Below are 23,697 nucleotides of genomic sequence, written 5' to 3' on the forward strand. Positions count from 1 at the left end.
CTCGCCGAAGGTCCGCAGCAGCCGCTCGCGCGCGCGCAGCCGGGCGAGCTGCGCCGCGCTCGGCGCCAGCACCAGCACCGCGCCGGGCTCGCCGGCGGCGCGCAGCGGCAGACAATAGAGCGCCTCGGCGCCGGCGGCGAGCTGGTGTTCGAGCACCCCGGGCCCGTCGTCCGCGAGCAGCGTCGAGCAGGGCTCGCCGGCGAGTGCGCGAGCGGGCAGGTGCTCACCGTCGGCGGCACAGTCGATCGCCGCGAACCCGGGATCGGCCATCAGCGGATCGCGACCGCGCAAGCGCCCGTCCTCAGCCACCAGGAAGCGCGCCCGGTCGATGCCGAACAGCACCACCACGCAGCGCGCGATGGTCGCGAGCAGCACGTCCTCGTCCTCGGCGCGGGCGAGCTGGCCGTCGAGCCCGTCGACCAGCGCGCGATCGCACAGCGCACGCGTCAACGGCGCGCCCGGCGCGGCGCCGGTCTCGAACCCCAGCGCCGCGCACAGCGGCTCGACCTGTTGCACGGCCTCGCGATGCAGCCGTTGCGCCAGCGCCGGGGTCAGGCCGAACAGCGCATCGGCCAGCGCCAGGGCCTCGGACTCGCGCCAGTGCGGACTGTCGAGTGCGTTGGCCAGATGCACCAGACGCAGCGCCGGCGGCGCGTCGGCGAGCGCCGCGAGCGGGGCGTGATGATGGCGCGCGGCCATCACCAGCGGCGCCGGCAACCGCCAGGCGCCGAGCAACGCGCCACCCACGGCGCAGTGATCGACACCGAGCCGTTCGCGCTCGCACGCGAGCAGACGCGCGGCATCACCCTCGCCCGCGCCTTCGGGCGGCCACTCACCGCGCTGGGTGGCGATCACCAGACGACCGATGTCGTGCAGCAGACCGGCAAGATAGAGCCGCTCGGGCACGTCGATGGAGAGGGTATGGGCCAGGGCGCGGGCGAGCGCGGCGGTGACCAGGGCATGACGCCAGAAGGCGGCGAGCGTCGCGGCGGACAGCGCGCGCTCGGGGGCCAAGGCCTGGACCAGCGCGGTGGTCAGGGCGATGGTCTTGATGGTGTCGAGCCCGAGGGTGACCAGCACCCGTTCGAGCGAGGTGAAGGTGGGCGCACGACGGCGGAAGGCGGCGGAGTTGGCGATCGCCAGCATCCGCGTGGTCAGCGACGGGTCGCGCGCGCAGATCCGCGCCAGGGTCTCGAACTCGACGGCCTCGTCGACGAAGGCATCGAGCAGTTCGAGCAGCACCTGGGGTGGCGAGGGCAGCGCGTCGAGCGCGCTCGGATCGATATCCATGCTTGCTGTGGCCATAGAACGAACACCGCAGATCGATCGTCGGGGGATCGCTCCAGGTCATCGCTCCATGGTGTGCCCGCAGCGCATGATTCACGCGAAAAGTGTAATGAATTTCACCCGCTCATTCACCCGCCAATCGCGCCCGCCAGCTCACCAGATCGGGCTTGGGGGCGTGCTTGACCGCGACCTTCCACCAGAAACCGAGCAGGTCGTCGCCGAAGGAGATCGCCTTGCGCGGCAGCGCCAGCGGATGATCGGCGCGGGTCGCGGCACCGCGCAGACAGGTCGTCGCCGAGCGATAGCCGGCGGCGGCGGCAAGCCCCGGGGTGTGGTGATCGAAGCTGCCGAAGGGATAGCAGAGATGCTGCACCGGGGCGCCGAGCAGGTCCTCGAGCCGTGCACGACTGGCGCCCAGCTCCTCGGCCTGACGCGCAGGCGGGCACTCGCCGAGCTTGACGTGATTGGCGGTGTGCGAGCCGATGGTGATGCCAGCGGCATGGATCTCGCGCAGCGCGGCGGCGTCCATCAGCTCGGGGACCGGGCGGCCTGGGTCCTTGGCGAACCACTCGGCGCGCCGCCCGACCCAGTCGCTGATGACATAGACGGTGGCCGGGAAGCCGTGACGCGCGAGCACCGGCAGGGCGTGGTCGACGAAGTTGCGATAACCGTCGTCGAAGGTCAGTACCACCGAGCGCGGCGCCAGCGCGCGCTCGCCGCGCAGCCCGGCGAGCGCCTCGTCGAGCCCGATCACCCGATAGCCGAGACGCGCGAGCAACGCCATCTGCGCGCTGAAGCGACGGCGATCGCAGTAGTTGGCGCGATGTGCGCGCATCGGCGCGAAATCGCCGACCTGGTGATACATCAGGATCGAGAGACGGGGCTCGCTCATGGTGACACTCGTGCGATGGGGATGAGTGCCAAGGATACCGTCGCCGGCGATCGCGATCAGTCGCGATCCTGCGCCAGCGCCGCCAGCAACCCCTCGACCAGCTGCAGCGGGGTGGGCGGGCAGCCGGGGATGCGCACGTCGACCGGGATCACCCGCTCGACCGCGCCGCAGCTGGCATAGCTCTCGCCGAACTCGCCGCCGTCGCAGGCGCAGTCGCCGGCGGCGATGACGAACTTGGGCGCGGGCATGGCGCGCCAGGTGCGACGCAGCGCCTGTTCCATGTGACGCGACACCGGCCCGGTGACCAGCAGCGCGTCGGCATGACGCGGCGAGGCGCAGAAGCGGATGCCGAAGCGTTCGAGGTCGTAGTAGGCGTTGGCGAGGGCGTGGATCTCGATCTCGCAACCACCGCAGGAACCGGCATCGACCTGACGGATCGCGAGGCTGTGGCCGAACCGCGCGTCGACCCGGCGGCGCAGCTCGATGCCGAGACGTTCGAGGCCGGCGGCGTCGGGACGCGCGACCGGCTCGGTGCGCAGCCCGGTGCGAACGATCTGGTTGAGGATGCGGAACATGGTTCAGTGCCTGTCGATGCTGGGGCGGGCGCTACAGGTCCACCCCGGAGTAGGAGCCGTTGACCGACTTGTTGCACACCGGGAAGTCGGGGACGATGTTGCCGAGGATCAGGTGTTCGAGCGCCGGCCAGTTGAACCAGCTCGGGTCGCGCGGGAAGTAGCGCGCCACCCGCCCGGCGACATCGAGCCGCACCAGCGCGACCGACTCGCCGCGCCAGCCCTCGACCAGCCCCAGCCCGCTGGCCTCGGGGCGCGGCGTCAGCGGCGCCGCGATCGCGCCCTCGGGGAGCGCGGCGAGCAGCTGCTCGATCAGCCCCAGGCTGGCGTGGATCTCGCGCATCCGCACCCGCATCCGCGCCGCCACGTCGCCCTCGTGCTCGACCACCGCCGTCTCCAGCCGCAGCCGGTCGTAGGGTGCGTAGGGGACGTGATGGCGCAGGTCGTGGTCGATCCCGCTGGCCTTGGCGACATAGCCGGTGCAGCCGAGCGCGCGCGCCGTGCCCTGCGCGAGGATGCCGGTGGTGAGCAGCCGGTCGTTGAGCGGCGGATGATCGTCGAGGATGTCGAACAGCCGCCGCAGCACCCGTCTGAGTTCGCCATGGGCCTGGATCAGACGCTCCGGCGCGGCGGGGTCGAGATCGCGCACCACGCCGCCGGGGACCAGGGTGTCCATCAGCAGACGATGGCCGAAATGGCTGGCGTTGTCGCGCTGCCAGCGCTCGCGCAGCAGCGCGCACTGGCTCTGGCCGAAGCCGAAACCGACGTCGTTGCAGATCCCGCCGATGTCGCCGAGATGGTTGGCCACCCGCTCGCGCTCGGCGAGCAGCGCGCGCAGATAGAGCGCGCGCGCCGGCACCTCGGTGTCGCAGGCGCGCTCGAGTGCCTGACAGGCCGCCCAGGCATGGGCCACGGTGCTGTCGGCGGCGACCCGCGCGGCGAGTCGCACCAGCCCCGCGGCATCACGGCCGACGGCGTGTTTCTCGATGCCCTTGTGGACATAGCCGAGACGCTCCTCGAGCCGCAGCACGTCCTCGCCCATCACCTGGAAACGGAAGTGTCCGGGGGCGATCACCCCGGCGTGCACCGGCCCCACCGGCACCTCGCAGACGCCGTTGCCCTGCAGCCGCACGATCGGGTAGTCGCCATCGGCGGGGGTGCGACCGGGATGGTCGCCGGCGAGCGGGAAGCCGGGACGCAGCGGGTGGGCCGTCTCCGGCCAGGCCTGGTGACGGGTCCAGCGCACCGCACCGCGCGGATGACCGAGGAAGCGCACCCCGAGGAGGTCCTGGGCATGGCGTTCGAGACGGTCGACACCGGGGAAGAGCGGGGTGTGGGAGGCCAGCTCGGGCGGCGCGCCCGTCACCTCGGTCTGCGCCAGCAGATAGCCGTCGGCGGCGGCGAACAGCGCCTGCACGCGCAGCCGCTCGTCATCGAGCGCATCGGCCCAGAGCCCGGCGTGACGCAGCCCGGCGTCGGCGGCGAGCTCGGCGAGCAGGCCCCAGTGCGCCGCCGGCAGCGCCAGACAGGACTCGACCCCGGCGACGCCGGCGCATGCAGTGGCGCCGATACCCGGGGCGGTGAGCAGCCCCTGCAGGTCGGCGAGCGGATCGGTGACGTTCATAGCAGATGACTCCCCGCGATCAGTCCGGTCGCCCGGTCGAGCCAGCCGGCGAGCAGCGCCGGGATCGCCAGCCCCAGCCACAGCACCAGCCCGAGATGGATCATCACCGGCAGCATGTTGGCCTCGACCGGCTGCTGACCCTCGGGCGGCGTGCCGTAGACCATCGGGTGGACATGGCGAAACAGCCCGGCGCAGGCCACCGCCAGCCCGCCGAGCAGCGCCACGCTCAACCAGGGCTGGGTCTGGATGGTGGCGGTGAGCAGCAGGAACTCGCTGGCGAAGACCCCGAACGGCGGGAAGCCGGCGATCGCCACCACCCCCAGCAACAGCGACCAGCCGACCGCCGGCTGGGTACGGATCAGCCCGCGGATGCGGTCGATCGACTGGGTGCCGGCGATGTGCGCGGCGTGCCCCACGGTGATGAAGATCGCCGACTTGGTCAGCGAGTGCACCAGCATGTGCAGCAGCGCGCCGAAGGTGGCCAGCGGCCCGCCGAGCCCGAAGGCGAAGGTCATCAGCCCCATGTGCTCGATCGAGGAGTAGCTGAACATCCGCTTGATGTCGCGCTGGCGGTGCAGAAACAGCCCGGCGACGAGGAAGGAGATCAGCCCGAAGCCCATCAGCAGCGCACCGGCCAGGTGCGGGGTATCAGTCGCCGCCAGCGAGCCGTCGACCAGCATCTTCAGCCGCACCACGGCATAGAGGGCGACGTTGAGCAGCAGCCCGGAGAGCACCGCCGACATCGGCGTCGGCCCCTCGGAGTGGGCATCGGGCAGCCACTGGTGCATCGGCACCAGCCCGACCTTGGTGCCGTAGCCGACCAGCAGGAAGACGAAGGCGATGCGCATCACCGTGGGGTCGAGCGCCGCGGCGTCGGCGTAGAGCACGCTCCAGGTCAGCCCCTCGGTGGGGTCGGCGAGCACCTGCTGGGCGGCGAAGTAGGTCAGCACGGTGCCGAACAGCGCCAGGGCGATGCCGACGCCGCAGAGGATGAAGTACTTCCACGCCGCCTCGACCGCCTCCGGGGTGCGATAGAGCGAGACCAGCAGCACCGTGGCCAGGGTCGCGCCCTCGACCGCCACCCAGAGCACGCCGAGGTTGTCGGTGGTGAGCGCCACCAGCATGGTCAGCATGAAGGTCTGGTACATGCTGTGATAGATGCGCACCCCGGGCGGACTGATACGGGCGTTGGCGCAGACGTGACGCATGTAGGGGCGCGAGAAGATCGCCGTGGTCAGACCGACGAAGGCGGTGAGCACCACCAGATAGACGTTGAAGGCATCGACCCTGAAGTGCAGCCCGGCGACCACCTCGTGCTCGGCGACCGTCCAGCCGAGCCACAACGCGGCGGCCAGGGTGAGCGCGGCGACGCCGAGGTTGATCCAGCCGGCCCAGCGCACCGAGCTGACGAAGGCGAGCGCCAGCGCCCCGGCCAGCGGCAGCAGCAGGATCAGGATCAGCGCGCTCATGGCGTCTCCTCCTCGGTCTCGGTGAGGCGGTTGAGGCGGTCGACGTCGAGCGAGTCGATGCTGTCGCGGATCTGGAAGAAGAACACCCCGAACAGCACCATCGCCACCAGCACGTCGAAGGCCACGCCCAGCTCGACCACCAGCGGCATGCCGGCGGTGGCGGAGACCGCGGCCAGGAACAGCCCGTTCTCCATCGACATGAAGCCGAGCACCTGGGCCACCGCCTGCTGGCGCGCCACCAGCATCAGCAGCCCGATCAGCACCACCGCCAGGCTCACCGCGACGATGTTGCGGGTGAAGGTCAGCTCCTCGGCAACGATCGGCACCACCACCCAGTAGCTGAAGATCACCAGCGCCACCGCCGCCATGCTCACCAGCGCCGGGTGGCTGAGGGTCTCGGTGTGGCGCTCCAGGGCGAGACGGCGCACCAGCCGGTGCAGCATCCAGGGGATCAGCATCGCCTTCAGCGCCAGGGTGAGCAGCGCCGAGAAATAGAGGTGGTGGGCGTGGCCGGCGATCGCCACGGTGAGGGTCACCGCGGCGATCAGCGCGCCCTGCCAGGCGAAGGCGTGGATGGCGGCGAGCAGTCGGGTCTGCGACAGCAGCCCGAAGGACAGGAAGAGCACCAGCGCCGCCTGCAGCAGCACGAACTGTTCGAGCAGCGGCAGTTGCGTGAGACTCATGCGCCCACCTCCAGGATGACGTGACTGAGCAGCCCGAGCAGGGCCAGCAGCAGGGCGAGGTTGAGGAAGGCCGGGGCGCGGAACAGCCGCATCTTGGCCACCACCGTCTCGCCGACGGCGAGCGCCGCGCCGAGCACCGCGAGCTTGAGCAGGATCGCCCCCAGGCCGAGCGCCAGCGCCGCCGGGGCGAACGCCTGACCGATCCCCCAGGGCACGAAGACGTTGGCGATCAGCACCCCGTAGAGCATCAGCTTGAGATACGCCGCCAACTCCATCAGCGCCAGGTGGCGACCGGTGTACTCGAGCAGCATGCCCTCGTGGATCATCGTCAGTTCGAGATGGGTGGTGGGGTTGTCGACCGGGATGCGTCCGCTCTCGGCGAGCGCCACCAGCACCAGGGCGCCGAAGGCGAAGAGATAGGACGGGCGGACCACGAAGCCGTCGGCCAGGTGATAGCCGATCACGCTCGACAGGCTGGTGCTGTGGGCGCTCATCGCCAGGGTGAAGACCGCGACCAGCATCGCCGGCTCGGCGAGGCTCGAGACCATCATCTCGCGCGAGGCGCCCATGCCGCCGAAGGCGGTGCCGACGTCCATCCCCGCCAGCGCGAGGAAGAAGCGCGCCAGACCGAGCAGGCCGACCAGCACGATGATGTCGGCGATCTGCGCCGTCGGCAGGTCGCGCGCCACCAGCGGCACCGTGGCCGCGGCCAGCCAGGTGGCGACGAACACCACGTAGGGCGCCAGACGAAACAGCGGCGAGGCGGTGTGCGCCACCCGCGTCTCCTTCGCCAGCAGCTTGCGCAGGTCGCGATAGGGTTGCAGCACCGAGGCGCCGCGGCGGTTGTTCAGCCGCGCCTTGACCTTGCGCACCCAGCCGATCAGCAGGGGCGCCAGCGCGGGGTAGAGCAGCGCCTGCAACAGCGCCATCCCCCAGGCCGAGAGCATCACAGGTTCATCCATCGCACAGGGTCCCGCACGGCAGTGGGCGCGCCGCGACTGGGCGCGACGCCACCGGGTTGAGCAGGGCGCGCGCCGCGATCACGAGATGATCCACAGCAGCACCAGCAGCGTCGCCAGGGTCCAGCCCAGATAGACCCGCACGTTCCCCGACTGCAGCAGCACCACCCGACGCGCGGCCGACTCCACCGCCTGGGCCAGCGGCACATAGAGCAGCGACCAGGCACGGTCGGCGATGCGCAGGCGATAGCGCGGCCGGGTATCGGTGGCCGCGGGCTTGCGCTCGTCGATCGCGAAGGCGAGCGCGAACACCCGGCGGATCGGCTGGGCGAAGGCCGCGGCGCTGTACTGCATCCGCGGCGTCGGCGGGGTCAGACCGCAGTCCCAGGGGTCGCAGCGGCGCACCCGTCGTACCCGCCCGCGCCGCGCCCAGAGGATCGCCGCACCGGCGATCAGCGCCAGCAGCAGGATCGACAGCGGCGCGCTGTAGCTCGCGGTCTCGGCCGAGACCGGGGTCAGCCACAGCCAGCCGCCGGCAGCGGCCTGCGGCAGCCCGGTGCCGACGACGGCCACGGCGACCGGGTCGAGCAGCGCGATCACCTGGGTCGGCAGCACCCCGAGCAGCACGCAGAAGAGCGCCAGCAGCCCCTGTCCCCAGCGCATCCCCAGCGGCACCACCCGCGCCCGCCGGACGTGACGCGAGCGCGCCTGGCCGAGGAAGGCGACGCCATAGACCTTGACGAAGGTCGCCGCCACCAGCGCGCCGGTGAGCGCGAGTACCGCCGAGACGATCGGGATCAGGCTGCGCAGCACGCCGCTGTCGAGCTGCCAGGCCTGAAGCGCGGCCTGGAAGGTCAGCCATTCGGAGACGAAGCCGTTGAGCGGCGGCAGCGCCGAGATCGCGACACAACCGATGAGGAAGAACAGCCCGGTCCAGGGCATGCGCCGCAGCAGCCCGCCCATCTGCTCGAGGTCGCGCTCGTGGGTGCTGTGCAGCACCGCCCCGGCGCCGAGAAACAGCAGCCCCTTGAACAGCGCGTGGTTGATGGCGTGATAGAGCGCGGCGACGAAGGCCAGCGCGGCGAGCGTCGGATGGCCGGTGGCCATGAACAGCACCGCCAGACCGAGGGCGATGAAGATGATGCCGAGGTTCTCCACCGAGGAGTAGGCGAGCAGCCGCTTGAGGTCGCTCTGCATCATCGCGAACAGCACCCCGGTGAGCGCCGAGAGGCTGCCGACGGCCAGCATCACCACGCCCCACTGCCAGTGGAACTGACCGATCAGGTCGAAGACCACGCGCACGAAGCCGTAGACGGCGACCTTGAGCATCGCCCCGGACATCAGCGCCGAGATGTGCGAGGGCGCCACCGGGTGCGCCTCGGGCAGCCAGGCGTGCAGCGGCACCAGCCCCGCCTTCATGCCGAAGCCGAGCAGCACCAGGGCGAAGCACAGGCTCGCCCAGGACGTCGACAGCGCCGCCTCGCGCAGCAGGGTGAACTCGAAACCGCCGGCGAAGGCGGCGAGCACGCCGAAGCCGAGCAGGATCGCCAGCCCGCCGACATGGGCCATCAGCAGATAGAGGAAGGCGGCGCGACGGTTGGCCGGGTTGTCGTGGTGGAAGGCGACGAGGAAATAGGAGGCCAGCGACATCAGCTCCCAGGCCACCATGAACACGAAGGCGTCGGCGGCGAGCACCACCAGCAGCATGCCGGCGACGAACAGCCCGCTGAAGCCGCCGAGCGCGGCGAGCGACTCGCGTCCGTTCTCCAGCCCGCGCACATAGGCCGGGCCGTAGATGCCGGCGGCGGTGACGAGGATACCGATCAGCGCGAGGAAGAAGCCGGCGAGGGCGTCGAGTTGGAGGTGCCAGGGCAGCCAGGGCAGCCCCAGCGGCAGGACGAGACCGAGGTCGAGCCCCTCGACCAGCGCCCACAGCCCGGCGCTGCTCGCCGCCACCCCGGAGAGCCCGAGCAGCGGCAGCGAGGCCCAACGCAGCGCCCGCGGCCAACGTGCGGCCGGCAGCGCGACCAGCGCCGAGGCCAGCGCCAGGGTCAGCGCCAGCAGGGCCAGTGACAGGGCGGGATGCATGTTCATGGACGATCGTCGTCCGGCGGCATGACCTTCAGCCGCACCCCGCGTCCGCCACCGGCGCTGACCGCACCTTCGCCGATCAGCTCGATACCGGCCCGATCGAGCGCCTCGACCACCTTGACCAGGGATTCGACATTGCCGCGCACCTGGCCGTCGCTGGCCTCCATACGCTGGATGGTCGGCAGCGACAGGGCCGCCGCCTCGGCCAGTCGGCGTTGATCGAGGCCCAGCAGGGCGCGGGCGGCACGAAGTTGCGCGGCTGTAATCATGTCTCAGACATCACTAATTAGTATTTGAACATTAGCTTAGTACTCTGAACCATGTTTATGCAAACGTTGAACATGATAAATCACCGTCCAGATATCACACTGGACGCTGACGATCAGACAGACGAGCGCCCGTCACGACGGCGCAGAGACGCCGGCGCCTGGAGTCGAACGGGGAGAGGCGCCTCGTGCACCGCCGACGAACGGCAGCGGCGGGCGAGGCGGGGGAAGATCGCGATCAGCGGATCAGATAACGATCGGCGGGACGGTCCTGGAGGAAGGCGGCGGCGAAGCCCTCGTCGGGCGCCAGCTCGAACCAGCGCAGCGCGGCGCGACGGCAGTCGTCGCAGGCATAGAGCGGGACATGGACGGCGAGCGTCTGCGGACCGTCGCCGATGCGGGTGGCGATACGCAGCGCGCCGCCGCAGTGCCGACACAGCCGCACCGCCTCGTGCTGATGCTCGAAGGCGTCGATGGTGTCGTAGTAGATCTCGCGGGTGCGATGGGCACACTCGTCGCTGACCGCGTGGAGCTGTGCCTGACGCTGCTCGCGCTTGGCCCAGACGGCGCGGGTGCGGGTGCCGATGCGGCGCACCGCCTCGGTGATCTCCTCGGGCTGCACCCCGCCCGAGGGGCGGCGGTAGGGCTCGACGACATGATCGCTCTCCAGCCCGGTCATCGCCAGCAGGATGCCCATGTTGATATAGGGCAGCGCGCTTTCGATCGAGTAGCCGCCCTCGAGCACCGCCAGGTCCGGGGCGAGCAGCCGGGTCAGCTCGGCATAGCCACGGGCGCTGAAGTCCATGTCGGTGAGCGGGTCGGCGAAGTGGTTGTCCTGACCGGCGGAGTTGATCACCAGCTCGGGCTCGAAGTCCTCGAGGATCGGCAGCACGGTGTCGCGCACGATCTCCAGATAACCGGCGTCGGAGGTGCGCGGCGGCAGCGGGATGTTGACGGTGGCGCCGACCGCGTTGGGCCCGCCCTGCTCGTCCATGAAGCCGGTGCCGGGATAGAGGGTGCGACCGTCCTGATGGATGGAGATGAAGAGCACGTCGGGATCGTGCCAGTAGATGTCCTGGGTGCCGTCACCGTGATGGCAGTCGGTGTCGATGATGGCGACGCGGCGGATGTCGTGCTGCTGGCGCAGCGCCTCGATCATGATCGCCTCGTTGTTGATCGCGCAGAAGCCGCGCCCGCCGTGCATCACCCGCTGGGCGTGATGACCCGGCGGGCGCACCAGCGCGAAGCCGCGCTCGATGTCGCCGGCGTGCCAGGCGCGGGCGAGACGCAGCGCGCCACCGGCGGCGATGCGGTGCGACTCGCCGGCCACCGTCTCGACCCCGGACGGGCAGAAGTGGACCCGCTGCACGTCGGCCACGGAGACCGGCTCGGGGCGGTATTCGCGCACCCCCTCGAGATCGAGCAGGCCCTCCTCGCAGATCTGGTCGCGGGTGTAGAGCAGGCGCTCCTCGCGTTCGGGGTGGGTGGCCTCGATCGCCCAGTCGAAGGCGGGAAAGAGGACCAGCCCGGTCTCGTGTCTGGCACTCAGCATACGGCGACCTTGGCGTGTTCCGGGGTGAAGGGCTCGAGCAGCCCGGGCTTGACCTGGAGGGTCAGACGGATGTTGCGCCCGACGGTGGAGAAGCCGCGCACGATGTTGAACTCGAGGTCCTCGACCACCTCCAGCTCCGGGGTCCCGGCCTCGGGACCGAGACGCTCGAAGAGCAATGCCCGGGCCTGCTCCAGCGCCTGCTCGCGCCGATAACTCCGATCGCAGCGCCACTGCCGGTCGCTCCCGGAGCAGCTCACCCAGCCCTGCTCGGTGTCGGCGATCAGGCTCAGGGCATCGGTCGGGCGCGCCATCGCCGCACCGATCGCGTTGGCCACCCCCGAATCGGGCACCAGCTCGACCGGCAGCTGGCTGCGCCGCGCCAGGTGCGGGGCCAGCGACTCGGCCGGCCCGCCGAGCACCAGGATGCGCGCCGGGCGGATGCGATGCCCGTCGAGCAGCTCGTGGATGGTGTCGACATGGCTGCCGTTGACCTGATCGACCAGGCCATCGACCGCGGCCATGATCCGTCGACAGGCGTGATCGATCACCGCGCGCGCGGCCATCGCCGGCTCGCAGCCGAGTTCGGCGGCGAGCTCGGCCACCCCGGCGGCGGCCACCTGCGGGTCGCCGCGCTCGCTCTCGCCGAGGGCGATCAGCGCGTCGGTGGGGGTGAGCGCCGGTCCGCCGCGCGCCAGCGGTGCGCCGAGTCGGCGTGGACCGATGGTGATCTTGCCCTCGACACAGCGCACCTCGCTGTCGCCGCCGACGCCGATCGAGCGGCTGAGCAGGGCGCGGATCAGGGTGCGGGTGGCGCCGATGGTGATGCCGAGCGGTTCGAGCAGCGGCGAACCGCCGCTGAGCAGGGCGATCTCGGTGGTGGTGCCGCCGATGTCGAGCACCACCACGTCCTCCTCGGGCGAGGCCACCGGGATGGCCCCCATCACGCTCGCCGCCGGCCCCGAGAGCACGGTCTCGGCGGGGGAGTCGAGCGAGGCGGCCAGCGACAGGGTGCCGCCATCGGCCTTGAGCAGGTGCACCGGGGCGCTCACCCCGCGGGTGCGCAGCGCCTCGGCGATCGCCTCGTAGAAGTTGCGGTGCAGCGGATAGACCGAGGCGGCGAGATGGGTGGTGGCGATGCGCCGGGGGAAGTTGAGCTGCCCGGAGACGCGGTGGCCGGTGAACACCCGCTCGAAGCGCTCGGCGATACGCTCGGCGATGCCCAGCTCGTGGGCCGGGTTGCGGGTGGAGAACTTGCCCACCACGCCGACATAGCGGATGCCGGCGGCGGCAAAGCGCTCGGCGCAGAGATCGACGGCGTCGAGATCAAGCGGGCTGATCTCGCGACCGCGATGATCGATCGCGCCCGGCACCACCGCGTAATGCTCGCCGGTGCGATAGAGCGCGGGATCGACCCCGGGACCGGCGCACACCAGCATCCCCACCGGGGAGAGACCGGCGCCGACCACCGCGTTGGTGGTCAGCGTGGTGCTCAGCACCACCCGGCGCACCGCCGTCGGCTCGGTGGCGTGCAGCACCCGGTCGAGGGCCTCGAGCAGGGTCGCGCCCAGGTCGTCGGGGTCGGTGTCGACCTTGGCGCGCGCGCGCACCCCCTCGGGGCCGAGCAAGACGATGTCGGCGTGCGTGCCGCCGACGTCCAGTCCGATGATCATCCATTCCTCCGCGAGAGACCCCGGTCCGTGTGCCCAGGGCGGGATAGCGGGCGACCCCTGGGCCGCCGGTTGGTCGTTCGGGTGCCGGAGCGTCCGGCCACCGCTGTGGTCGCGCGCGGGTCCATCCAGATCAGCCGAAGTGGATCCTCGCCTCCAGGTTGGCGGCGGAATCGGCGTTGTCGAGTGCTTCCTGCAGCGAGATGGTGCCGTCGCGATAGAGCGCGAGCAGGGCGTCGTCGAAGGTGCGGATGCCCTCCTCGCCGCTCTGCTGCATCGCCTGACCGAGGGCCTCGACCTGACCGTCGCGGATCAGGTCGGCAATGTGCGGGGTGTTGACCATGACCTCGATCGCGGCGCAGCGCGACCCGGCCTGGGTGCGTACCAGGCGCTGCGAGATGATCGCGCGCAGATAGACCGAGAGGTCGGTGAACAGCGTCTTGTGCTGCGCCTGGGGGAACAGGTTGATGATGCGCTCCATCGCTTGATAGGCGTTGTTGGCGTGCAGCGTGGCGACGGCCAGATGGCCGGTACCGGCCAGTTCGAGCGCCGCCTCCATGGTCTCGCGGGTGCGGATCTCGCCGATCAGCACCACATCGGGGGCCTCGCGCAGCGCGCTCTTGAGCGCCTTGGCATAGCTCTTGGTGTCGAGCCCGAGTTCACGCTGGCTGACGATGCACTGCTTGTGCGGATGGACGAACTCGATCGGGTCCTCGATGGTGATGATATGGCCCGGGGCAGTGCTGTTGCGGTGATCGAGCATCGCCGCGAGGGTGGTCGACTTGCCCGAGCCGGTGGCGCCGACCATGAGGATGATGCCGCGCCGGTGCATGATCAGCTTGGGCAACACCGCCGGCAGACCGAGCTCGTCGCAGGTGGGGACCGTGGTGCGGATATAGCGCAGCACCATCGAGGGGTAGCCGCGCTGGTGATAGGCGTTGACGCGGAAGCGGGCGCGATTGTCGAGCGCGACGGCGAAGTCGACCTCCAGCTCCTCCTCGAACTCGCGCGCCTTGGCCGGATCGAGCAACGAGGCAAGGGCCTCGCGACACACCGTCGGGGTGAGCATGGTCTCGCCGATCGGGCGGATGACGCCCTCGATCTTGATCTTCACCGGCATACCCGGGGTGAGGAAGAGATCGGAGGCGTTGTGCCGGATCATCATCTCGAGATAGGGGGTGATATCCATCGCCATGTCGGGCTCCGGGGGTCGGCGCGGACGCGCGGGTGAAGACGGAGAAACTGCAAGGTTAACTTATAAAGGAATTCTTATATCCTTATGCATTTATCTTTGTTCCGCGTCAATGGCTTTTGCTCGACGCGCTTGCGCCTCCGCAGCGGGCGGCGCGCGATGCGGCCAGCCGTTTCAATCCTCTAGCACCGCGCTCGCCGGACAGCGGCAGCCCGTCACCTAACGAAAGGGCGGCTCATCGTCGTCGCCGAGGATGGACAGCCCGTCGGCCGGCTCGAAATGATCCTTCTCGCGCGCCTCCTGTCCCTGGAGCTTGATCATCAGCCGCAGCTCGTTCATCGAGTCGGCGTTGCGCAGCGCGTCCTCGTAGCTGATCTTGCGCGCCTCGTAGAGGTCGAACAGCGACATATCGAAGGTCTGCATGCCCTGCTCGCGCGAGCGCTTCATCACCTCCTTGATACCGCTGACGTCGCCCTTGAAGATCAGGTCCTGGATCAGCGGCGAGTTGATCAGCACCTCGACGGCGGGGATGCGACCACCGTCGGTGCAGGGCAGCAGACGCTGCGAGATCACCGCCTTGAGGTTGAGCGAGAGATCCATCAGCAGCTGGGCGCGGCGCTCCTCGGGGAAGAGGTTGATGATGCGATCGAGCGCCTGGTTGGCGCTGTTGGCGTGCAGCGTCGAGAGACAGAGATGGCCGGTCTCGGCGAAGTTGATCGCGTGCTCCATGGTCTCGCGATTGCGGATCTCGCCGATGAGGATGACGTCCGGGGCCTGGCGCAGGGTGTTGACCAGCGCCGCCTCCCAGCTCTCGGTATCGACTCCGACCTCGCGCTGGGTGATCAGACAGTTACCGTGGGGATGGACGTACTCGACCGGGTCCTCGATGGTGACGATGTGGCCATAGGTTTCCTGGTTGCGGTGTCCGACCATCGCCGCCAGCGAGGTCGACTTGCCCGAACCGGTACCGCCGACCAGCAGCACCATGCCGCGCTTGGCCATGACGATGTCGAGCAGCACCGGCGGCAGCTTGAGCTCGTCGGCGGAGGGGATGCGGGCGTTGATGGTGCGCAGCACCGCGCCGCCCTTGCCCTGCTGGACGAAGGCGTTGACGCGGAAACGGCCGATGTCCTGGGGATGGATCGCGAAGTTGCACTCCTTGTGCATGTCGTAATCGCGGATCTGCCGATCGTTCATGATCGAGCGCACGAGGATGTTGGTCTGCGCCGCGCTCAGCGGCTGATCGCCGATCGGGGTAAGACGGCCGTCGATCTTGCAAGCGGGAGGGAAGCCGGCGGTGATGAAGAGATCGGAGCCCTTCTTGGCGACCATCTTGCGCAGACAGTCGAGCATGAAACGCGCGGCCTGTTGGCGATCCATGGCGATACCTCGTTGGTTCTCAGCCATCGAGTGTATCACCTCGCCGGCACCGACAAGACCCTGCCCGTGACCGGGATGTGGACAACGAAAAAGCGGCCCTCGCGGGCCGCTTCTCCTGGGGTCGGGGACCGTCTCGCCCCGGATCGACCGGGGCGGACGGCGGCGCTCAGCGCGGCAGGTCGGAGCAGCCCATCAGCCACTCGTCGACGGCGCGGGCGCACTGACGGCCCTCGCGGATCGCCCACACCACCAGCGACTGGCCGCGACGCATGTCGCCGGCGGCGAACACGCCGTCGACGCTGGTGCGATAGGCCTCGGGACCCTCGGTGGTGCCCTTGACGTTACCGCGGGCGTCGAGCTCGAGCCCGGCCTCGTCGCGCAGCTCGGCGAGCATGCCCTCGTGGACCGGGTGGACGAAGCCCATCGCCAGCAGCACCAGATCGGCCTTGAGCTCGCCCTCGGTGCCGGGGACGTCGTGCATCTGCCAGCGACCGTCGGCGTCACGCTCCCAGCGCACCAGGTTGTAGCGCACCCCGGTCACCTGACCGTTGGCATCACCGACGAAGCCCTTGGTGGCGACGTTCCACATCCGCTCGCAGCCCTCTTCCTGGGAGGAGGAGGTGCGCATGCGGTTGGGCCAGTTGGGCCAGGTCAGCGACTTGTCCTCGCGCTCCGGCGGACGGTCGAGGATCTCGACCTGGGTGACCGACTTGGCGCCGTGACGGTTGGAGGTGCCGATGCAGTCCGAACCGGTATCACCACCACCGATGACCACCACGTGCTTGCCCTCGGCGCTGATGAAGTCGTCGTCGGGGACGTGGGAGCCCTGCACCCGCTTGCTGTTGCGGGTGAGGAAGTCCATCGCGAAGTGGATGCCGGCGAAGCTGCGACCGGGCACGTCGAGGTCGCGCGGCTTCTCCGAGCCGCCGGCCAGCACCACCGCATCGTACTCATCGCGCAGCTGGGCGACCGAGATGTCGACACCGATGTGGGCGTTGGTGTGGAACTCCACGCCCTCGGTACGCATCTGCGCCATGCGCCGATCGATCAACTGCTTGTTGAGCTTGAAGTCGGGGATGCCGTAGCGCAGCAGGCCACCGATGCGGTCTTCCTTCTCGTAGAGCGAGACCTTGTGGCCGGCGCGCGCGAGCTGCTGCGCGGCGGCCAGGCCCGCCGGGCCGGAACCGACCACGGCGACCCGCTTGCCGGTACGCCGCTCGGGCACCTGGGGCTTGATCCAGCCCTCCTCCCAGGCCTTGTCGACGATCGCACACTCGATGGTCTTGATCGCCACCGGGGTGTCCTCGAGGTTGAGCGTGCACGAGGCCTCGCAGGGCGCGGGACAGATTCGACCGGTGAACTCGGGGAAGTTGTTGGTCGAGTGCAGCACCTCGATGGCCGCCTGCCAGTCACCCCGATAGGCCAGATCGTTCCAGTCCGGGATGATGTTGTTGACCGGGCACCCCTGGTGACAGAAGGGGATGCCACAGTCCATGCAGCGCGCACCCTGTTCGCTGACCTCGGCCTCGGTCAGCGGGATGACGAACTCGTTGTAGTGGACGACGCGATCGCCGGCCGGCTCGTAGCGCCGGTCGCGACGGTCGTATTCCATGAAACCGGTCGGCTTACCCATGGTCGACGATCCCCTTGAGCTGCTTGTTCGACTGCGGCGGACGGCTCTGGCTGGCACGCATGCCTTCCAGCGCCTGACGGTAATCCACCGGCATCACCTTGACGAACTTCGGCAGCCAGGCCGCCCAGTCGTCGAGGATGCGCCGCGCCACCGCGGAGTTGGTGTAGTGCAGGTGTTTCTCGATCAGCTGCTTGAGACGCAACGCGTCGTGGCGCGTCATGTCGCGGCTGAGATCCACCCGTCCATGGGTCTCGAGATCGCCGCCCTGATGGTCGAGCGCCTCGAGTGCGTCGTCCTCGGCAGCGACCGGCTCGAGCTCGACCATCGCCAGGTTGCAGCGATCGGCGAAGTCGCCGGCCTCGTCGAGCACGTAGGCGACACCGCCGGACATGCCCGCGGCGAAGTTGCGCCCGGTCGCGCCGAGCACCACGGTGACACCGCCGGTCATGTACTCACAGCCGTGATCGCCGACGCCTTCGACCACCGCCACGGCGCCGGAGTTGCGCACGCAGAAGCGCTCGCCGGCGACACCGCGGAAGAAGCACTCGCCGTTGATGGCACCGTAGAGCACGGTGTTGCCAACGATGATGTTCTCCTCGGCCTTGCCGATGGCCGACTCGGCCGGCGGGTAGATGATGATGCGTCCACCCGAGAGGCCCTTGCCGACGTAGTCGTTGCCCTCGCCCTCGAGCTCGACGGTCACGCCACCGGCGACCCAGGCGCCGAACGACTGACCGGCGGTGCCCTTGGCCTTGATGTGGATGGTGCCGTCGGGCAGCCCGGCGTGACCGTAGCGCTCGGCGACGCGGCCCGAGAGCATGGCGCCGAAGGAACGGTTGAAGTTCTTCACCGGGGTCTCGATGCGTACCGACTCACCGCGCTCGAGCGCGGGCGCGGCCTGAGCGATCAGCTCGTTGTCGAGCGCCTGGTCGAGCCCGTGGTCCTGGGCCTCGGTGTTGTGGATCGCGACCTCGGGACCGACCTCGGGCTTGGCCAACAGACGCGAGAAGTCGAGCCCCTGCGCCTTCCAGTGATCGATGGCGCGACGCATCTCGAGGCGATCGGAGCGACCGATCATCTCGTTGATGGTGCGGAAGCCGAGCTTGGCCATCAGCTGACGCACTTCCTCGGCGACGAAGAAGAAGTAGTTGATGACGTGTTCGGGCTTGCCGGTGAAGCGCTTGCGCAGCTCCGGATCCTGGGTGGCGACGCCGACCGGGCAGGTGTTGAGATGACACTTGCGCATCATCAGACAGCCCTCGACGATCAGCGGCGCGGTGGCGAAGCCGAACTCGTCGGCGCCGAGCAGCGCGCCGACGACCACGTCGCGACCGGTACGCATGCCGCCGTCGACCTGCACCGAGATGCGCCCGCGCAGACGGTTGAGCACCAGCGTCTGATGGGTCTCGGCGAGACCGATCTCCCAGGGCGAGCCGGCGTGCTTGATCGAGGTCAGCGGGCTGGCGCCGGTGCCGCCGTCATAGCCGGAGATGGTGACGTGATCGGCATGGGCCTTGGACACGCCCGCGGCCACGGTGCCGACACCGACCTCGGAGACCAGCTTGACCGAGATGCGCGCCTTGGGGTTGACGTTCTTCAGGTCGTGGATCAGCTGGGCGAGATCCTCGATCGAGTAGATGTCGTGGTGCGGCGGCGGCGAGATCAGACCGACGCCCGGGGTCGAGTGACGCACCCGCGCGATCTGCGCGTTGACCTTGTGACCGGGCAGCTGACCACCCTCGCCGGGCTTGGCGCCCTGGGCGATCTTGATCTGGATGTCGTCGGCGTTGACCAGGTACTCGGCGGTGACGCCGAAACGACCCGAGGCGACCTGCTTGATCGCCGAGCGCTCGGGGTTGCTCGAACCGTCGGGCAGCGGGTTGAAGCGCTCGGGCTCCTCGCCACCCTCACCGGTGTTCGACTTGCCGCCGATGGCGTTCATCGCCTTGGCCAGGGTCGAGTGCGCCTCGTAGCTGATCGAGCCGAAGGACATCGCGCCGGTGACGAAACGCTTGACGATCTCCTTGGCCGGCTCGACCTCGTCGATCGGCACCGGGGTCTCGGCGAACCTGAAGTCCATCAGCCCGCGGAAGGTCAGCAACCGCTCGCTCTGCTCGTCGATCAGACGCGAGAACTCGGCGAAGGTGTTGGCGTCGTTGGCACGCGTGGCGTGCTGCAGCTTGGCGATGCTGTCCGGGGTCCAGATGTGCTCCTCGCCGCGCAGCCGGAAGGCGTAGTCGCCGCCGACATCGAGATGCTTGCGATAGATCTGCTCGCCACCGAATGCCTGGGCGTGCCAGCGCACCGCCTCTTCGGCGACCTCGGGCAGACCCACGCCCTCGACCGTGGTCGGGGTGCCGGTGAAGTAGGCCTCGACGAAGCCGCTGTTGAGACCGACCGCGTCGAAGATCTGCGCGCCGCAGTAGGACTGGAAGGTGGAGATGCCCATCTTCGACATCACCTTCTTCAGCCCCTTGCCGACGGCCTTGATGTAGCGCGACTGCGCTTCCTCGAAGCTCGGCGCGTCGTCCTCGGCGGCAAGCATCGACTGGATGGTGTCGAAGGCCAGATAGGGGTTGATCGCCTCGGCGCCGTAACCGGCGAGGGTGGCGAAGTGATGCACCTCGAGCGCCGCACCGGTCTCGACCACCAGGCCGGAGCTGGTGCGCAGCCCGCGACGGATCAGGTGGTGATGCACCGCCGAGGTGGCCAGCAGCGCCGGGATGGCGATGTGGTCACGGTTGGTGTTGCGGTCGGAGAGGATGAGGATGTTGTAGCCGGCGAGCACCGCATCCTCGGCCTCCTTGCACAACCGCTCGAGCGCAGCGGCCATGCCCGCGGAGCCCTCGCTCGAGGCATAGACCATGTGCAGGGTGGTGGTGCGGAAGGCGCCGCCACAGTTGTCCTCGATGTGGCGCACCCGCTCCAGGTCCTCGTTGGTGAGGACCGGCTGGTTGACCTCCAGACGCCAGTTCTTGCCCATCTCGTTGAGACCGAGCAGGTTGGGGCGCGGGCCGATCAGCGACACCAGCGACATCACCAGTTCCTCGCGGATCGGATCGATCGGCGGGTTGGTGACCTGGGCGAAGTTCTGCTTGAAGTAGGTCGAGAGGTGCTTGGGACGGCTCGACAGCACCGAGGGCGGGTTGTCCGCACCCATCGAGCCGATCGCCTCCTGACCGCTGGCGATCATCGGCGCGAGCAGGAACTTGAGGTCTTCCTGGGTGTAGCCGAAGGCCTGCTGGGCGTCGAGCAGGGTGGCCTCGTCGGGGGCCATCGGGGCGACGTCGGTGGGCAGCTCGTCGAGGTGGATCTGGGTCTTGCCCAGCCACTCGCCGTAGGGCTGCGCGCCGGCCAGCTCGGCCTTGATCTCGGCGTCGTCGATGATGCGGCCCTGCTCGAGGTCGATCAGGAACATCTTGCCCGGCTGCAGTCGCCACTTCTTGACGATGCGCTCCTCGGCGATGTCGAGCACGCCCATCTCCGAGCCCATGATCACCATGTCGTCGTTGGTGACCAGGTAGCGCGCCGGACGCAGGCCGTTGCGGTCGAGGGTGGCGCCGATCTGGCGACCGTCGGTGAAGGCGACCGCCGCCGGACCGTCCCAGGGCTCCATCAGCGCCGCGTGGTACTCGTAGAAGGCGCGCCGCTCGGCGTCCATCTGCTTGTTACCCGACCACGCCTCGGGGATCAGGATCATCATCGCGTGGGCGAGCGAGTAGCCGCCCATCACCAGCAGCTCGAGCGCGTTGTCGAAGCAGGCCGAGTCGGACTGACCCTCGGGGATCAGCGGCCAGATACTGTCGAGATCGTCGCCGAGGATCTCCGAGCGCATGGTGTGACGGCGCGCGGCCATCCAGTTGACGTTGCCGCGCACGGTGTTGATCTCGCCGTTGTGGCAGATCATGCGGAACGGCTGCGCCAGGTCCCAGGTCGGGAAGGTGTTGGTCGAGAAGCGCTGGTGCACCAGGGCCAGGGCCGAGGTGAAGCGCTCGTCGCCGAGATCGAGGTAGTACTTGCCGACCTGATCGGCGAGCAGCATGCCCTTGTAGTTGATGGTGCGCGAGGACAGCGAGACCACGTAGTAGGCGGTCTTGTCGAAGCCGGCGCTGCGGATCTCGTTGTCCATCCGCTTGCGGATGACGAACAGACGGCGCTCGAAGGCGTCCTGGTCGGGACAGTTGTCGCCGCAGCCGACGAACACCTGGCGCACCATCGGTTCGCTCGGCAGCACGCTCTCGCCGAGCGAGCTGTTGTCGACCGGGACGTCGCGCCAACCGAGCACGCGCTGACCACCTTCCTCGAGGTGGCGGGTGACGGTCTCCTCCATGCGCGCGCGTGCATCGGCGTCCTTGGGCAGGAACACCATGCCGACGCCATAGGCGCCCACGGGCGGCAGTTCGAAATCGACCACGGCGCGGAAGAAGGCGTCGGGGATCTGCACCAGGATACCGGCGCCATCGCCGGCCTTGGGATCAGCGCCAACGGCACCGCGATGGGTCAGTCGCTCGAGGATCTCGAGTCCCTGTTGAACGATTGCGTGACGCTTCTCGTTCTTGATGTTGCAGACGAAGCCGACGCCACAGGCGTCGCGCTCATTGGCTGGGTCATAGAGACCCTGTGCAGGAGGCAAGGCACGAAGGCTCATCGCTGACCTCGTTGATACCTGGGGTAAATGATTCCGACTGTCGACGCCGCCGTGGACGGGAAGACCTTGGTGATCGAGCACCAGGGCGCGTGCCGACCGCCAGGCGGTTGGCGTCACAATCCTGTGTCCTGGATCCAGAGAGCAGGCTCGCTCGTCATCGCAATACGCTCGGCGTGCGATCTCCAGGGTGTCCGGAGCGCGTCGGCACGGGCCGCCGACGCCGGTGTTCGGCGAGCGGGGTTCGAGGCATGCGAACCCCAGCGACCAGGCCGGGTTGAAATCGCGAACCCCTAATAATAACGTCGAACACCGGCGCACGCCACTATCTATGCGCGCGTGCGGATCACGGGGCGTGGGCGACCACCCTCAGGGACGTCGCGCCGACAGGGTCGCCATCAATTGATCCTGATCGATCTCGTCGCTGATCACCGCCTCGCCGACGGCGGTGAGCAACACCAGACGCAGACGCCCGTCGAGCACCTTCTTGTCGACCGCCATCAGCTCGCGGAAGCGCTCGGCGTCGAGTTCGGGCGGCGGCTCGGTGGGCAGCCCGGCGCAGGTGACCAGGCTGCGCACCCGCTCGACATCGGCCTCGGCCAGCCAGCCCATGCGCGCCGAGAGATCGGCGGCCATGCACATGCCGGCGCCGACGGCCTCGCCGTGGAGCCAGTTGCCATAGCCCGAGGCCGTCTCGATCGCGTGTCCGAAGGTGTGACCGAGATTGAGCAGGGCGCGCTGTCCCGACTCCAGCTCATCCTCGGCAACGATCTGTGCCTTGATCTCGCAGGAGCGGCGGATGGCGTGGGCGAGCGCCTCGGGGTCGCGCGAGAGCAGCTCGGCCATGTGCGACTCCAGCCAGTCGAGGAAGGAGGGATCGCGGATCAGTCCGTACTTCAGCACCTCGGCCAGACCGGCCGAGAGTTCGCGCTGGGGCAGGGTGTCGAGGGTCTCGGTATCGGCGATCACCGCCAGCGGTTGATGGAAGGCGCCGATCATGTTCTTGCCGGCGGGGTGGTTGATGCCGGTCTTGCCGCCGACCGAGGAGTCGACCTGGGAGAGCAGGGTGGTGGGCACCTGGATGAAGGGCACGCCACGCTGATAACAGGCCGCGGCGAACCCGGCCATGTCGCCGACCACCCCGCCGCCGAGCGCGATCAGGGTGCAGTCACGCGCGAAACGGGCATCGAGCAGGGCGTCGAAGATGCGGTTCCACACCTCAAGGGTCTTGTACTGCTCACCATCGGGCAGCACCACCTCGCGCACCTCGAGACCATCGAGGGCTGCGCGCAAGGGGGCCAGATACAAGGGTGCCACCGTTTCATTGGTGACGATCATCACCTGCCGGCCACGGATATGGGGGCGGTAGAGCACGGGGTCGTGGAGCAGTCCGGGACCGATATGGATCGGGTAACTTCTGTCCCCAAGATCGACTTCAAGGGTTCTGGTCATAAGGCAGCTCTTGGCGGGTTGGCTCGCACACCGGCGCCGGCTCGTCGTCCCCCGTCAGCGGCGACGCATTACGGCGGGCCGATGACGGGATGGCGCTGGGCGTCAGCGACCGGGGCCAGCCCGGTCCTTGGCACGGCTGGCGCAAGGGATGCGCGCGCACGGGTTGATGATCGGTCTTATTGGCATCTTAGCGGTCTGACACGGAGTTGCAATCGCATCACCCGACCAGACACCCCGCCCGATCGTCCGCATCAACCGCCGACGCCGACACGACGCGCCCGTGGCTGTGACCGTCCCGGGCGACGCCCTCACAGAGCGAAGGGGTTCGACCCC

Annotated in this window: 16 protein-coding genes; all 16 read right to left on the reverse strand. The window is 69.0% G+C overall.

Annotated features, from left to right (window positions below; translation table 11 throughout):
• On the reverse strand, positions 1 to 1,305 hold a 1,305-nt coding region (locus EBL85_RS09535; RefSeq protein WP_148040529.1), incomplete at its 3' end, for an HDOD domain-containing protein.
• Positions 1,306 to 1,411: 106 nt separating this feature from the next.
• On the reverse strand, positions 1,412 to 2,179 hold the full coding sequence (locus EBL85_RS09540) for a polysaccharide deacetylase family protein (RefSeq protein WP_123139037.1): 768 nt from the start codon (positions 2,177 to 2,179) through the stop codon (positions 1,412 to 1,414).
• Positions 2,180 to 2,235: 56 nt separating this feature from the next.
• Positions 2,236 to 2,754: an NADH-quinone oxidoreductase subunit B family protein gene (locus tag EBL85_RS09545; protein WP_062272728.1), complete on the reverse strand. Its 519-nt coding sequence runs from the start codon at positions 2,752 to 2,754 to the stop codon at positions 2,236 to 2,238.
• Between the two features lie 31 nt (positions 2,755 to 2,785).
• Positions 2,786 to 4,375: an NADH-quinone oxidoreductase subunit C gene (locus tag EBL85_RS09550; protein ID WP_123142790.1), complete on the reverse strand. Its 1,590-nt coding sequence runs from the start codon at positions 4,373 to 4,375 to the stop codon at positions 2,786 to 2,788.
• A complete protein-coding gene (locus tag EBL85_RS09555) occupies positions 4,372 to 5,844 on the reverse strand; it encodes a hydrogenase 4 subunit F (protein ID WP_123139039.1) in 1,473 nt (490 codons plus the stop codon). Before EBL85_RS09555 ends, EBL85_RS09550 begins: the two co-directional genes overlap by 4 nt.
• Entirely contained in the window at positions 5,841 to 6,527 is a 687-nt protein-coding gene (locus EBL85_RS09560; RefSeq protein ID WP_123139040.1) for a formate hydrogenlyase, read from the reverse strand. The genes EBL85_RS09555 and EBL85_RS09560 overlap by 4 nt, the downstream gene beginning before the upstream one ends.
• Positions 6,524 to 7,489 (reverse strand): respiratory chain complex I subunit 1 family protein, encoded by a 966-nt coding sequence (locus tag EBL85_RS09565; protein ID WP_123139041.1) that lies wholly within the window; start codon positions 7,487 to 7,489, stop codon positions 6,524 to 6,526. The genes EBL85_RS09560 and EBL85_RS09565 overlap by 4 nt, the downstream gene beginning before the upstream one ends.
• A 78-nt stretch (positions 7,490 to 7,567) precedes the next feature.
• Positions 7,568 to 9,580, reverse strand: coding sequence for a hydrogenase 4 subunit B (hyfB, locus tag EBL85_RS09570; protein ID WP_123142791.1), 2,013 nt, complete (start codon positions 9,578 to 9,580; stop codon positions 7,568 to 7,570).
• Positions 9,577 to 9,846, reverse strand: coding sequence for a transcriptional regulator (locus EBL85_RS09575; protein WP_005224898.1), 270 nt, complete (start codon positions 9,844 to 9,846; stop codon positions 9,577 to 9,579). Before EBL85_RS09575 ends, hyfB begins: the two co-directional genes overlap by 4 nt.
• Before the next feature lie 235 nt (positions 9,847 to 10,081).
• Entirely contained in the window at positions 10,082 to 11,395 is a 1,314-nt protein-coding gene (locus tag EBL85_RS09580) for a histone deacetylase (RefSeq protein WP_123142792.1), read from the reverse strand.
• Entirely contained in the window at positions 11,389 to 13,065 is a 1,677-nt protein-coding gene (locus EBL85_RS09585; protein WP_123139044.1) for a hydantoinase/oxoprolinase family protein, read from the reverse strand. The genes EBL85_RS09580 and EBL85_RS09585 overlap by 7 nt, the downstream gene beginning before the upstream one ends.
• A gap of 130 nt (positions 13,066 to 13,195) precedes the next feature.
• Positions 13,196 to 14,251 (reverse strand): PilT/PilU family type 4a pilus ATPase, encoded by a 1,056-nt coding sequence (locus tag EBL85_RS09590; RefSeq protein ID WP_123139328.1) that lies wholly within the window; start codon positions 14,249 to 14,251, stop codon positions 13,196 to 13,198.
• A 222-nt stretch (positions 14,252 to 14,473) separates the two neighbouring features.
• Positions 14,474 to 15,634 (reverse strand): PilT/PilU family type 4a pilus ATPase, encoded by a 1,161-nt coding sequence (locus EBL85_RS09595; RefSeq protein WP_123142793.1) that lies wholly within the window; start codon positions 15,632 to 15,634, stop codon positions 14,474 to 14,476.
• A 166-nt stretch (positions 15,635 to 15,800) separates the two neighbouring features.
• Positions 15,801 to 17,267 (reverse strand): glutamate synthase subunit beta, encoded by a 1,467-nt coding sequence (locus EBL85_RS09600; protein ID WP_123139046.1) that lies wholly within the window; start codon positions 17,265 to 17,267, stop codon positions 15,801 to 15,803.
• Positions 17,260 to 21,915, reverse strand: a complete 4,656-nt coding sequence (gene gltB / locus EBL85_RS09605; protein ID WP_123139047.1) for a glutamate synthase large subunit — start codon at positions 21,913 to 21,915, stop codon at positions 17,260 to 17,262. The genes EBL85_RS09600 and gltB overlap by 8 nt, the downstream gene beginning before the upstream one ends.
• A 366-nt stretch (positions 21,916 to 22,281) precedes the next feature.
• Entirely contained in the window at positions 22,282 to 23,364 is a 1,083-nt protein-coding gene (aroB, locus tag EBL85_RS09610; RefSeq protein WP_123139048.1) for a 3-dehydroquinate synthase, read from the reverse strand.
• Positions 23,365 to 23,697 lie beyond the last annotated feature (333 nt).

Origin of the sequence: Marichromatium sp. AB32 (assembly GCF_003718675.1) — a bacterium.
In the GTDB taxonomy this organism is placed as follows: Bacteria; Pseudomonadota; Gammaproteobacteria; order Chromatiales; family Chromatiaceae; genus Marichromatium; species Marichromatium gracile.